Origin of the sequence: Serratia sp. Nf2 (assembly GCF_003028435.1) — a bacterium.
Classification (GTDB): Bacteria; Pseudomonadota; Gammaproteobacteria; order Enterobacterales; family Enterobacteriaceae; genus Serratia; species Serratia marcescens_L.
In genome coordinates this window covers 219,958-233,372 of sequence record NZ_PYTW01000002.1, presented here as the reverse complement: position 1 = coordinate 233,372, position 13,415 = coordinate 219,958, and the positions used below count along the sequence as shown (strand labels likewise).

General features: G+C 51.3%; 12 protein-coding genes. 3 read left to right on the top strand and 9 right to left on the bottom strand.

Annotated features, from left to right (window positions below; all coding sequences use genetic code 11):
- Positions 1–18: 18 nt before the first annotated feature.
- The 9 genes from C9411_RS06115 to C9411_RS06075 all read right to left on the bottom strand — a co-directional run bounded on the left by C9411_RS06115 (position 19) and on the right by C9411_RS06075 (position 10,268).
- Positions 19–2,217: a DEAD/DEAH box helicase gene (locus C9411_RS06115; protein WP_107226669.1), complete on the bottom strand. Its 2,199-nt coding sequence runs from the start codon at positions 2,215–2,217 to the stop codon at positions 19–21.
- Positions 2,214–3,530, bottom strand: coding sequence for an ATP-binding protein (locus C9411_RS06110; protein WP_063963745.1), 1,317 nt, complete (start codon positions 3,528–3,530; stop codon positions 2,214–2,216). Before C9411_RS06110 ends, C9411_RS06115 begins: the two co-directional genes overlap by 4 nt.
- Positions 3,531–3,533: 3 nt before the next feature.
- Positions 3,534–5,843: a TerB N-terminal domain-containing protein gene (locus C9411_RS06105; protein WP_107226799.1), complete on the bottom strand. Its 2,310-nt coding sequence runs from the start codon at positions 5,841–5,843 to the stop codon at positions 3,534–3,536.
- A gap of 486 nt (positions 5,844–6,329) precedes the next feature.
- Positions 6,330–8,663 carry a primase-helicase zinc-binding domain-containing protein gene (locus C9411_RS06100; RefSeq protein ID WP_107226668.1) on the bottom strand — a complete coding sequence of 778 codons (2,334 nt, stop codon included), beginning with the start codon at positions 8,661–8,663 and terminating at the stop codon, positions 6,330–6,332.
- 11 nt (positions 8,664–8,674) lie between these two features.
- Positions 8,675–9,010 carry a DUF5375 family protein gene (locus C9411_RS06095; RefSeq protein ID WP_033631431.1) on the bottom strand — a complete coding sequence of 112 codons (336 nt, stop codon included), beginning with the start codon at positions 9,008–9,010 and terminating at the stop codon, positions 8,675–8,677.
- Positions 9,007–9,270: a hypothetical protein gene (locus C9411_RS06090; protein WP_016928972.1), complete on the bottom strand. Its 264-nt coding sequence runs from the start codon at positions 9,268–9,270 to the stop codon at positions 9,007–9,009. Before C9411_RS06090 ends, C9411_RS06095 begins: the two co-directional genes overlap by 4 nt.
- Complete coding sequence (locus C9411_RS06085; RefSeq protein ID WP_107226667.1) at positions 9,267–9,809, bottom strand: host cell division inhibitor Icd-like protein; 543 nt, start codon at positions 9,807–9,809, stop codon at positions 9,267–9,269. The genes C9411_RS06090 and C9411_RS06085 overlap by 4 nt, the downstream gene beginning before the upstream one ends.
- Positions 9,796–10,005: a hypothetical protein gene (locus C9411_RS06080; protein WP_232094950.1), complete on the bottom strand. Its 210-nt coding sequence runs from the start codon at positions 10,003–10,005 to the stop codon at positions 9,796–9,798. Before C9411_RS06080 ends, C9411_RS06085 begins: the two co-directional genes overlap by 14 nt.
- A complete protein-coding gene (locus C9411_RS06075) occupies positions 10,005–10,268 on the bottom strand; it encodes an AlpA family transcriptional regulator (protein ID WP_107226665.1) in 264 nt (87 codons plus the stop codon). Before C9411_RS06075 ends, C9411_RS06080 begins: the two co-directional genes overlap by 1 nt.
- A gap of 531 nt (positions 10,269–10,799) precedes the next feature.
- On the opposite strand from C9411_RS06075, the gene C9411_RS06070 reads away from it, so the two are divergent.
- The 3 genes from C9411_RS06070 to C9411_RS06060 all read left to right on the top strand — a co-directional run bounded on the left by C9411_RS06070 (position 10,800) and on the right by C9411_RS06060 (position 13,414).
- Complete coding sequence (locus tag C9411_RS06070; RefSeq protein ID WP_107226798.1) at positions 10,800–11,525, top strand: NAD-dependent aldehyde dehydrogenase; 726 nt, start codon at positions 10,800–10,802, stop codon at positions 11,523–11,525.
- Complete coding sequence (locus C9411_RS06065) at positions 11,522–11,776, top strand: ogr/Delta-like zinc finger family protein (RefSeq protein WP_015376189.1); 255 nt, start codon at positions 11,522–11,524, stop codon at positions 11,774–11,776. Before C9411_RS06070 ends, C9411_RS06065 begins: the two co-directional genes overlap by 4 nt.
- Positions 11,777–12,127: 351 nt before the next feature.
- Positions 12,128–13,414, top strand: coding sequence for an SIR2 family protein (locus C9411_RS06060; RefSeq protein ID WP_107226664.1), 1,287 nt, complete (start codon positions 12,128–12,130; stop codon positions 13,412–13,414).
- Position 13,415: the final 1 nt, after the last annotated feature.

Here is a 13,415-nt window from a genome sequence, read left to right as displayed (position 1 = left end):
CCTTATTGCTCAGCTAGTTTACTTAAGATGCCGCTCCAACCAAACACAAGTGCCTTCAATGTCATAAGCTTTTTCCCCAAACCCTTTCGCAAGAAGGGACTCTGGTAAATACTCGTCATATTTATCCAAGTACTTTTCTGGAACATCTGTGGCAAGATCGAATGCAGATGGTAAGCCTGATAACAGCATTTCTTTGAGCACGTGCTGAACGGAAGCTACACTTGAATTATCGATTTCTATAACACCAGCAAATGAATTTGCTTTAAAACCACAGCGCAGGAGCAAGGCTGTAACCGTATTCACAACTTTATCCCCCATCCAGGGAATTACGTAACAGTGTTGCCCACTCATAATAAAATGCTCATTTTGCAGGTTATAACGCTGAAAGTTACTACAGCCTTCCGCAAATAGGTTTCTGGCGGCAGAATCGGCATAATCTACTCTCTTGCTACCTATCGCTATGCGGTAATCACTTTCCCTATAGATAGCGAGCATTTCCTGACGAACGGCATCATGAATAGACATTCCTCCCCCACTAAATTGTGGTGGCTGACCGCCTTTGGTCGCCTCAACATAGATAACCTTTTTCTCTGTCTCGATCTCTGTAACTTTCCAGCGCCGCCCACCGAAGATGATGTGTTGGTCTGGTAGCAGTGGGGAGTCCACAGGTATCGCTCCAAGGGTTCTGTTTCCGGTGACAATACGGAACTCTTCTGGTGTATTGAACACGGCATAAAAATTGTAATGGTTAGTCAGTTTCTCCCCCTCTGCCCCAACAACCATTTCGCCGCTAGCAAGTTGAGTGAGCAGGCCACACGTTCCCATATGTTTAAGCAGGCTTTTGAAATCGTTTAAATCTACATTTCTAAACGGCCCTGTTTGGCATAGTTGTGACCAGAGCTGATCGGCACGAACTCCGCCCCATTGTGCCGTAATAGCAAGAATCTGGTGTAGCAGCGTAGAGTAATGCATCTGTTGAGCATCAGCTGGTTCAAACCATTGTTTAGAGATCATCAATCTGATCATTGCCATCGACTGGACCAACTGCAACCGTAGGTGATCAACGATACTGCTACTCACAGTAAGCTCATTTTCTGTAATTAGCATTCTGAGTACTGATGGGGAATCGCGTCGCCCAGAACGCCCCATACGCTGGCGCAAACTGGAAACAGAATGCGGAGGCGTAACTTGGATAACCGACTTAACCTTACCGATATCAATTCCCAACTCAAGCGTCATTGTACAAACAGCTGTTGTGGGCAAATTTCCTTTCTGAAGACGAGATTCAAGCGCCTCACGTAATTCCTTGGCAAGGGAACCATGGTGGGGGAAAAATTCATTCGGAACAATTTGTTCCTCACACATGTCGCTCAGCGTTGCCGCAATGCTTTCAGTGCGCTTTCGGCTGTTTGCAAAGACCAAATGAGAATCGCCACGGCAAAGTCTAAAAATGTCAGCGCAAACGTCATGTTCAGCTGAACTCTGAAGTTCTTCCTCTTTTTGGATCACTCGCTCCAAGTACCCTTTGACCTGTACCTGAAGAGTGGCCGTGCTATTACTATCTGTAACAGTTACGCAGGGGAGTCGTTTGTCCGGGCGCAACATTTCGGGCACTTTCTCCAGTTCCCCCAGCGTGGCACTCAACGCAACGCGGGGAATTGGATTTACCTGGCGTCCTAGCATATGGTCAATTCTATTGAGCAGAGAAAGCAGCTGTACACCACGCTCTGAGCCAATAAAAGCATGAAACTCATCAATAACGATGTATGCGACTGAAGAAAACGCCTGTTTGAGCCAGCCCATTGAATTTATGAGCAAAGACTCAAGTGACTCAGGTGTAATCAGTAAAATGCCAGCAGGGTTCGTCCGAGCCTTCTTCTTTTTGCTTTGTGGTACATCCCCGTGCCAGGGAGTCACTGGCATTTCCAATGCATCTCCAAGGCTCCCAAGACGACGGTACTGATCGTTAATCAACGCCTTCAACGGACTGATATAGACGATGCCAAATCCATTCGTGAGATCTGCAACTGCCGAACAGGCAGGAAGAAAGAAAGCCTCTGTTTTACCCGCTGCTGTACCTGCACTGATTAGCACGTCTCGATCACGGGCTAAAATTGCCGGGATAGAACTCTCCTGCAAGGGCCTTAATGTAGACCACCCCTGCTTGTAAACCCACTTACGGACGCGGTGATCGAGGCTATCGTAGGCACTGCTCATAGTTTGAAGTTCGCCAGTCCGTCGTCGTCATCGCTTTCCTCCGTAGTGGCGTCATCCATATCGCTGGGCCTGTCCTCTTCAATCGCCACACCCTCGATTAGTGTTTGCCAGTTCATCGTTCTGTTTTGTTCCAGCACGGCCAGCATGTCCAGGAAACCTTTTATGGTATTACGGGGGGTACGGAAGTAAGCGTCTCCAATGGTTTTACTACAGTGATGCAGGAATCCAGTCAGAGCCTCATCTGGTACCAGATAATTCTCTGGATCTCCACCTGCATAAACATGACGAAGATTTCTCAGCAAAATATACAGTTCCTCAGGGGTGAGGCTGGCAAGATGCAAAGTGGGGGATGAGTAGTCAATCACTCCTGCTTTTTGCGCGAACCGGTTTTCCGCCAGACGCGACTGGAGCGCCTCATAGCTGTAAAGACCTTTACGCGGATCGAAAAGAAACTCTGGCGTACCCCCGAGGATAAAACCAATGTTCTCGGCTGAGCCTTGCAGGCAGTCATTCAGTATCCGCAAAATCTGTTCGTAGTTCGCTGTTCTTGCTTGCGTATTATTCAGCTTAAAGAGGTTCACCATTTCGTCGAGGCTGACCAAAAGACCGGCATAGCCTGCCTGGCGGACAAAAAGGCTCATCAGCTTCAAAGAATCATAGAATGAAGCGTCTGAGATAATAGTCCGAACGTCGAGATCGTTACGGGCATCAGTTTTGGTAGTGTACTCTCCCCGCAACCAGCGAATAGCATTGGATTTTAGCGTTTCGTTATCCTGCTCATGCCCGCGCCAGAATGCATCAATGACCTTCGCAAAGTCATATCCACCCACCATATCTGACAGAGCTGCCAGGCGTTTATGAATAACTGATGAAACCTCGGAGCCGTCAGTGTCCGCTTCCTTTCTTGCCTCCGTAACGAATCTTTCAACAACGCTAAGTAACGCATTACCATCCGGCTTGTTTCTGGTGGACATGTTTTTCATAAGCTCAGAATAGAGATTACGAGCCTGACCTCCCGATGAGTGAATGCGTCTGTCAGGAGAAAGGTCTGCACTGACTGACACCAGCTTCTTCTCTAGCGCAATAGAGCGTACAACACTCAGAAAGAACGTTTTACCAGAACCATATTCACCGATGATAAGTCTGAAGCTTGCACCACCGTCAGCAATCCTCTCAATATCTTGGTGGAGGGCAGTGATCTCATTCACGCGGCCAACCTGGATATGCTGAATGCCTATCCTTGGCGTTACACCTGACTTAAGTGACTGAATAATAGCGTCACGTTCTTTCACTCTTATACGTGTTACAGACATTCACTATCCCTCTAATTCTTTGGCAATTTCCAGGTCAACCCAGATATCATCATCGGCATCGTCCAGTACTGGAGCATCAACCACCGCATAGGACCAGTCATTGATCACCTCAAGCGCACCGCCGAGCATCAAATTCAAATTTCCGCACAATTCTGTCGCCTCTTTTCGGGACCACTGTTCTTTCTCCAGCAAACTGCGATAAAGCTGGCTATGTGCGGAGTCAAGCCCCCCCGCCTCCGTTGATGAGGTTGGAGCGCTTTCTGGCTCTTCCGGTTCTTCTTCGGTGAAAATTGTGTTCAGCAATTTACGAACATCATCCGTGGCAGATTCGTGGCGGGCAAGTACATTAGCATCCAGTGTGAACCCTGCTGCTGTCTGATCAGTTGGTACAGACGAGACGAGATCATGTTCAGTTGCGGAATGCTGATGGATATTGCTCGAGACAGATGAGGGATCCAGCCCCAAACTTGAATAAATCTTCTCAAGCTGTTTGATTTCGGCAGGCGCTATCGTCCCATCCGAACAGGCAACACTAATGATAACCTTACCCACAGCAGCTTTTTCCGCGGCCCCCATCAACTCAATCCTGCTTTTCATTCCTGTCATATTGGCTGGGGTATGAAGTTGCCACGTTAAATACGCATGTAGAGAGCGTTTTTCATCATCGGTGAAGCCAGGATTGTTGTTGATGGCATTCTCAAGCACTTTCTGTTCAGCTTGATCAAGAGAATCGTCAATCAAGGCGACCATCGCTCCTAATCTGAGCGTCATTACGGCTGAGATAAATTCAGGAGAAGGTGAGAAGCGTCCATCTTCGGCGGCGGGGAATAGAACAACTACACCATCAACATCCGCCTTCACATGGTGATAATACGGGTCAGGTGCCACACCATAACCCATCTTCAGAGCAAAGGCCTGCATCAAATCGGCCTCTTTTTTATTGATCTTATTGGGGCAACTGGCATTCATATGTGCCCAAAAGTCAGCAACTGAGACTAACCCCTCCTTGACGAGGATCGCCTCATCAGCCCAGCGTTTGAATGAGCTTAATATTTTTTCTGCGCTTTCATTAACGATCTCTGAAGGGAGCAAGATAATTGCAGCCGTATCATTGACTGACGTACCTTTCCTACCAAGGTAGCGACTATAAGCATCAAGTTCATCCGTACATATGTCGGCAAGAGCCATAATTTTCTGGACAGGGCTCTTCAACGCACTTGGATCAGGCAGGTCGGGAACAGGAAGTCGAACACCTCGCAAACTAGGACTTGCTGGTGTGTAATCTAACCTTAGGCGCGTTTTATTCGCCTTAACGACCATCCCTTCACCATATTTGAGGGTGTAACGCCGTTTGAAAAGTGCAGCAAACTCTTTAGCACAGCGGCGAGCCGGAGTACGCAGCGAATACTCGGTGTGGTTTATTACCCAGTTCAACGCCATTTCAGCTGATACAGGAACTCCTTCATGCACAGTTTTTGCCAGAGCCAGCTTAAATTGCATGCTGTTGCTGAAACCTGAATTGCTATCGAGCTCAGTGGCTAAGCCCATGTTCGGGCGCAGAATAGACATGGCTTCGAGTAATTGGGTCGAATATCCACGCAAGGAGCGGTTCTCAATGAATACCGATCTTAACCGAGCGACTTCATTGAACAGATTACGGAACTCAGCATCAGGGAAATTTGGGTCAGTGGAATCTACGAGCGCTTTTCTTTCCAGGCCATAGAGGTAGATAAAAACATAGCCGATAGGACACGATGGATCAGACCTATCGCTGGCAAGCCAACTGACATACGCACCGCGTGCTTCTGGGGAAAGAGATGAAAAACTGGGCCAGTATCCTAATGAACTGTCCTCGTAAAGATAAGAAGTAGGTTTTATCTTACATGTGTCATCAATTAATGATGCCTCACTTCCATCGTCATAATAGCCGCCTGATTCTTGACCGGAGGGCTTCATACGTTGCCCCACGTAAATGTGGCCACCGCTAATTGTTACACCAGCTACAGTTATCATCTCACCCGGAAGTACCCATCGAGCTAGTGCACCTGCTGATTTGGAGGTGTTCCGGTAATGATTGGTTGTCACCCGAACTTCAACACCCCGGCCACCGCTCAATGTAAAAGTTGCAAGGTTATCGTCTTCACTATCATCATTTCGCACAACCGCCTCTTTTTTCTTGATGTCAGCGAACCATTCTTTTGGCGGTGCTTTCACAGGGCCTGAAGCATAAGACTTTGGAGATTTACGTTTTTTCTTTCTAAAAAACAACAAGTAAATTACTAAAATCGCCGCCAGAAACTTCAATAACTCCATGATATATAACCTTAAAATCATTCTTCACGCATTTTTACAAGCAGTGGCGAAGGCAGGGAAAGTGGATTAATCTCAAAATAATACTTCTAAATTGCGAGGGTTAAAAGCAAATGACAATTAAAATTAACCAAATGATTTTAATGACAAAAATCATTGAATAATGTGTTTAACCAGCAGTGAAATTTTAAGGTTTAAAACCTGTTAGGCCATTCGCTTCTAAATGATGTTGTACTACTGCTAAGTTAACATGCGAGCAAATGTACTGCGGATGCACATCTGCCCCTTGTATCATGATACTTACCTATTCGCTGAGAATGTCGGCAACTTTAATGGCAGGGAAGTTTTTAGAGATTATACCGTCTCGTACTTCCGTTTATCGCTCATAGCTGCAGATGACGTGCCTTCATTTTTTGCTGGAGATGTCCAAATGAAATGCAAACAGGCAGTCAAGGAAAATGCAAATACCCACGCTCGACCCGCTCATCGTCACACCGCCCCGCACTTAGGCAGCCAGTCCGCTTCGCACTCGTCACTCAATATCAGATTGGTTTGTATTCCCTGCTTGGTGCGGCGTTTCAGCAGCGTATGCTCATACTCTTTCAGCGTCTGCGGCACCGCCTGGCCAAACGCCGTCAGGTTCATCACGTGCTGATAGCCCCGTGCCGCCATAAACGACAGGTAGGCGTGATACAGGTAGCGGCGTGGATTCGGCGGGGTGATGTTGGCGTTGCCGATCATCATCCCTTCCGGGGTACCCAGCACCGTCAGGTAACCACAAAAATCGACCAGCGGATCGGCATGCCGTTTGATTTCCAGGGCTTCCGCCGAACTCTGCTGCGCCTGGAGCAGTGCACGCGCATCATTCGGGTTGGCGAAGCGCTGCATCAGGTGACGCACAATCACGGCCAACTCTTCGGTGATCTTCGCCAGCAGCAACGGATCGCGCTCTTCGGGGGCGATAGCCTCCGGGAACGGCAGAATAACGCGGCGGCGCGAGATGCCACCGCTCCGGTCGCTGAACTGCATGGGGTTGTTGTTGACTGCCAAAATCACCGCAGGAATGTGCGCCGCGTAGGCGTCACGATATTTCGGGTCGATGGCGACCGCATCGCCGCCGGTGATGGCCTTGATACCCGCCCCGTCACCGCTCCACTTTTCCTGGTCAGGCAGGATAATCAGCGAGTAGCCGACCACCGAGGCACGTTCGCGCGCCGACTCCAGGTTGTCGATGGTGGCAGAAGTCGTGTTGTCCGCCCCGGCCAGCAGCCGGGCGGTGGCCGCCATCACGCTCTTGCCGCTGCCGCCGGGGCCAGTCACTTCAAGAAACAACTGCCAGTCATAGCGATTGGCCAGCACCATAAAGAGCGCCGCGAGGATGCGCTCTTGCTTGTCGTGGTTGCCCCCGGCGGCCCGCGTCAGCCACTGCCAGAAGTGCGGCGCATGGTCAGCCAGGTTCTCACCGGCACGCGGCGGCGTGTAGTCCACGCTGTTGACGGTGCGCAGCCAGTGCTCTTGCCGGTGGGCGCTGAACTGGCCGCTGACGGTATCAAACACCCCGTTACGAAAGCCTATCAATCGGCGAGCCGGGTCGCCCATCTGCGGCACCATCAGCTTGAGGGTGTCCAAAATGCTGTTGATACCCGCAGCGGAGAACGGCGCGCGCACCTTCTGGAACAACGCGGCAATCTCCCGGCTCAGTTGCCGGTGTGGCAGCACCTGCCAGGCACCGCGCGTATAGCGGCAGAGTTCTTCCCCCACCGGCGGCACCGCCAGGGTGTTGCCGTAGTGCCCGGCCAACAGCTCGGCTTTCTCGCTGGCACTCATGGCTTTGAGGTCAGCATCGCTCAGCGTGTCGAACGGGCTGGGCTGCGGCGGCTGGCTGAGCGTCTGGAGCTGCGCGCGCGTGGTCTCAATACCATGATTACAGTAGACGTCGTTCCAGTCGCCTTCCGTGGGCGGCAGCGCCGGGATACCGCCGGTACGTGTGGCCGCCTCGGCGGCGCGGGTCTGCCCGGTGCCGCTGCGGTCATTATCGGCCGCCAGCAGTAGCCGTGCGTCCGGGTAGTGGCTGCGCAGCTGCTGTGCAACAGTGGCCAGGTTGTTGGCGCTGAGTGCCACGCACACCGTTTCACCGGTCAGGCGGTGCACGGTAAGGCCGGTGGCGTAGCCTTCGGTGAGCCAGATAACCGCGTTGTCCGGGCCGCTCAGGGTATGACAGGCGGCTTTCACCTGCCCGCCTGCCAGCATGCGCTTGTCCCCGCTGGCGTTAATCAGCTGCACGTTAACCACCTCGCCCCCGGCATTGTGCAGCGGCAACAGCAGGTCGCCGGGGTGGTAGGTGATACCGCCGACGCGCAGCGACTGGCCGTGCAGGGTCAGGGTTTCTGCCTCCGGCCAGCCTTTGGCGCTCAGGTAGGCATTGCCGGTCTGAGGTTGCGCGGCAGCCACCAGAGCCTGTGCCTGTCGCGCGGCCTTGCGCTGAGCCTCGGCCTTGTCTTGTGGTGAATGACCGGCCTCAGCGGCCGGTGGCAAAGAGTTGGTGTTACTCCCCATCACGGCAGCCACCTGCTCGGCGGCAGCCCGGGCAGACAGTGACAGGGCCTTTTCCACCAGGTTGAGGCCGTCACCGGCCCCGCACTGATTGCAGAACCAGGTGCCGCGTCCGTCCTGGTTGTCGAAACGGAAACGGTCTTTGCCACCGCAGGTCGGGCACGGCTGCGGCTTGCCGTTCGGCTGCAAGGCAATGCCGAGGGCCGGGAGTATCACCGGCCAGTGGCCGGTGGCGGTGCGTACGGTCTGGGAAACGAACTGGGCGCTCATCCTTTCTCTCCTCAGTGTACGGTGGCGTTCTGTGCCGCCGACAGGCGCTCGCAGCACAGTTCGTCCATCATCTTTTGCCCCAGCGCGGTCAGGCGCGGTGCGGCCACCAGAACGTCCGGCTGCACCATGTCGCTCAGCATCGTACACGCCATGTCCATGCCGTCTTCTGCGCCATACTGACGCACAAAGTGCCCTTCCAGGCGCAGGGCAATCGTCATCTGCAGCTCGTCCAGCGTGTACCCAAGGCTCACCCGGTAAAAGGCGCAGGTGTCCAGATAGGCCTGCGCCACGGCGCGACGGAAAACGGCGGTACGGACTTCAATCGGTAAACAGGATGAGGTATTCATGCGGCGGTGGCCTCCATGCGGGCAAGGATTTGGGTTTCACAGGTGTTGACGACGTGGCCGAGCTGGTCGGTCAGCAAGGCAATGACCGAGGCAAACGATGCCTGTTGCACGGCATCGGGGCGCTGGCCGCCGAGGTCGAGGGTGTCCAGCAAGTCGAGGAACAGCACGCCGGTGGCGTGCGCATGCTGAAGACGCAGAAAATCGGCGTGCGGGATTGGGTAATGGGTGTCGCGGTAGTAGCGGTCGGCCAGGGTGTTCATGCCGCCGCCTTAACCGGCAGACGACCGGCAAAGGACAACACGTAATCACGGGCCAGCAGGCGGCGGGCGTTGCGTTCGCTATCCGCCACGGTGCGCACGATACGTGGCGAAGCCGTCAGCGCAGAACGGCGCACGGCCGCAAACAAAAAGCAGAATGTAGGGTGAGTCGGGGTGAGGGTCGTAGCCATGGCGGCAGCCTCCTTAGAGTAAAGGTTATTGCTACCACCGAAGTTCTCACGCAAGGGTGGTAGCCCAAACGGGGGTGAGAAACCGGCCTCTAAGAATACCGGCCAGCCCGAAGGCTGCCCCGCCTGAGCCACCATTGATTGACTGCTGCGGTAGCATAACATCCACCGCGCAAAAAATGAGCGAGCAAAGGCTGCGACATAAACAAACACGCCTGGCGCGTGTTGTGTCGCCTTAGAGATACACGGGTTCTCACGCCCGGCTGCCGATTTTGCGACAGCGGGAGGACTATAGCGCGGGGCCGGACGTGGGGGCAAGCCGTAAGGCGCCCCCGGACGTTCAATCGATCGCATTATGATCAACCACTTCGTCGGCACGGATACGACGCTCTGCCTGTCGGTTCGTCAGGCGAATCACACAGTGTTTTTCGCTGCGGTGCTCAGGCAAGACGATATCCGGGTGCTTGCGCTGCAACAAGATGGTTTCCGCCACAAACAAGGCGTCGCTATCGCTCCGGGTAAAACGGTGTCGGCCCAGCGTTAACTGCATCACTTGGCGCTCCCCTGATGACGGTTGGCGATCCGTTCGTCCATCCACTGCTCGACCTCGGAGGCCAGCCAGGCGACGTTTTTACCGCCGAGGGAGACCTGAGCCGGGAACTGCTTGCGGCTCATCATCTCGTACACGGTGGAGCGGGACAGGCCGGTGGTGTAGAGCACTTCCGGCAGGCGGATAAAGCGCTCGCGCGGGGTGTAACCACCAGGAAGCACCGGCGACAGAGTGGATGGGGCGGGGGTGGAAACGGTCAACATAAAAACGCTACCTCTTGGTGTCCGGCCAACGCTGGCCGGGACTGTGTGAACTTCGGTAGCGCCCTATTATGTGAATATTTACCGGGGTGGCAACAAGGTGTTGTTGTGTGGCCCGTCAAGAAATGGTCATAAAAACAAAAAATTATAATAGTTCAGCAATCCTCACCACTCCTCACCCTTCCTCAACATTACCCCATAGATTTCAGCAATGAATTCATCGCTTATAAATAGGTATAAACAGACTAACCACCGCTAGCCAGGGAAAAGGTCGTTTTGGGCCGGGTGAACAGTAGTGAACACCGGGTGAAGAGTTTATAGAAAACTGTTCACCCTATTATTTACTGATTTATATATATTTTTTATTTAGGTGAACAGTAGTGAATAGTTTTAGGTAAAACTAAAAACGGCTTGATGGTTTTCTCATCAGTGCTCAAGGCTGTTGTCCTGGGGACAGTCCAACCGGGATGAATGGCGATGTTGTACGGCGGTCAGCAGAATTGCCTCACATTGACTGACACCGGAGACACGACCATGAGCACCACCGCCTTACCGAAATACATCACCGATAAACTGCAAGCCCTGCGTGACGCTCGCACCGCCCACGACAAAAACTATCAGGCGTTGACCGACGTCGTAACCGGCATTGCCCGCTGCCACCAACAGAAGAAAGACACCGAAGTGCAGAGCCAGGAGGCAGAAAGCCAGTGGCGCACCCTGTTTCGTAAACTGCGCGGAGAAATGACGCCGGAACTGCAAGCGCAACACCACAGCCGGATTTCCAAGCGGGAGCTGGCGAAAGAGTTCGACGGACTGATTGAGGAGATGGAGCTGGACAAAATGCAGCTTCACCTCAACTGCGGCGGCACAGCCCCGAAGGTGATGAACGCGCACAAAGACGCCCTCACGACCTTTGCAGCTCACGCGATGCATCAGGCAGTGGATGCGCTGAGCAAGGCGCTAATCAGCCCTGACGTTATCAAGGCGTGTGCACTGGCTTCACGGGCTTACGGCGTCTATGCGGACAATCCGATGAGGATGATTGAGCTACAGGTACAGGGCGCACTACAAGGCCGCATTCGCGCTACCATGGCTACGCAAAATATCGACCACCCGGTGCTTAATGAGATTGGCCTGACGATACCGGAACAAACCGGCGTATTGCAGGAGCGACAAAGATGCCCGATGCGCCAGATGCAAGGGGTAACAGGATTAGCGGAAAAACGTCAACGCTTGCAGCAGAAAGGGGCCAAATCATGATGCGCTGCCCGCTGTGCACTCATGCGTCCTATACCCGCACCAGTCGCTATATCACGGAGCGGACGAAAGAGGCGTATTACCAATGTCAGAGCCTGACCTGTTCTTGCACATTCAAGACGGTAGAAAGCGTCGATAAAATCCTGTGCCAGCCGATACAAGCGCAACCGGTCGATGAGAACGCCTTGCCACCACCGGAGAAACGGACATTGAACCGCTATCGCCGTTACAACAGCAATCCTACCCTGCACTAAGCATTCTCCGCCCCGCCGCTCTCGACAGCATCGCAGGGCATTCCCTTTTCACCTCGCCCAAAACAACCTTTTCCCTGGCTAGCCAGCCACAAATTGCGCGTGCATGCATAGGGTGCATGATTTTGCATGCAAGAAAATGCACTTTTCATCCCCTGCTGTACCAGTACTGGCGCAGCTTGCGGCCGTTTATGCAACTGCATGAAAAGCGATACATGAAGCGCGCAGGCGAGGCGGGGGAAGTATTGCGCGCCATGCCTGCATAAACAAATATCTAGGATGGCTTTTTTTTAGCCCGTCCTGTGTAGTAGATTTATGAGCACTAATCCACTATATCTTCAAGGGATCCTGACTATGACTACTACTCCGGATGGATGCATTTCATATTTAAAACCCGGCAGTGACAATTGGAAAGCACTAAGCGAAGAATCGTATATTTATTGGCGTGACATTAAAGCGAACAAAGTTATACAGGAGGCAGGTGCACCTCCCCCACCAGCACAACCATTATCTGACACAGATAAAAAAGATTTAAAAGAAAATCAGACCTACATAAATGATTTTTTACTTCGGTCCTTACAATTCCCAAATCTATCATTTTTCGCAGGAAGCGGTACATCTCTTGGTGATGTTGGTGGCCCTAGTATGTGGGATCTTTGGGAATGTGCCATGTTGGAAGAACCAAGAAAAGCTGGGGAAGGAAAACTCAAGAAAATTGCGTTAAGTGTATGCGAAAAAGTCAAATACACTGACATTGAATATCCTAATATTGAGCATTTCCTCTCAAATTGCGAGGCCTTCCTGGCATTTCATGAAGACAATGAAGTTCTAGATTTTTTAAATGAAGTTAAATCAATCATATTAAATAAATGTCGATCATTTTTGGAAGATGGAACCAGTGACATTTCTTCTTATGTAAATTTACTCCAAAAAATGGGCAGAAGAAGGGTTAGGGATCCAAGATTAAAAGTATTTACAACTAATTATGACTTGACTTTTGAGACTGCTGCCTCGGAGTTAGGAATGATGGTTGTAGATGGACTTTCATATACTGGCATCAGAAGATTCGATGGTAAATATTTCAACTATGACGTTGTTCACAGAGATGAGAATGAACATGAATTTATAGAGGGAGTATTTAACCTATTTAAACTACATGGCTCTGTTAGCTGGATACGGAGAAATGGACAAATATATGAAAATAACACTCCATCAGCAACAAATGCTTGCTTGATATATCCTGCAAAAGGAAAATACCAACAAGCATTTATTCAACCTCACCTTGAGTTGCTTTCAAGACTCCTCGACTTCCTTCGTAAAAAGAATAATTGCCTTGTCATTTCAGGATTTGGCTTTAATGATGACCATCTTTCAGAACCTATTTACTCAGCAATAAAATCAAATCCAAGCATGAGATTAATTGTGGTGGATTTCAAATGTGCCACTCATATAAATAATAATGGCGAGAATGGATCCAGTAAATACTGGTCATTACTTAAAGAACTGTCACTATCAGGTTATGATATACATTTTTTAAATGCCTCATTCAAAGATTTTGTAAATTTAATCCCTAACCTTAGAGCACTGACACCTGCGGAACAGTTAGCAAAAGCTATCAAACAAGTAGGGGTTAATAATTAAA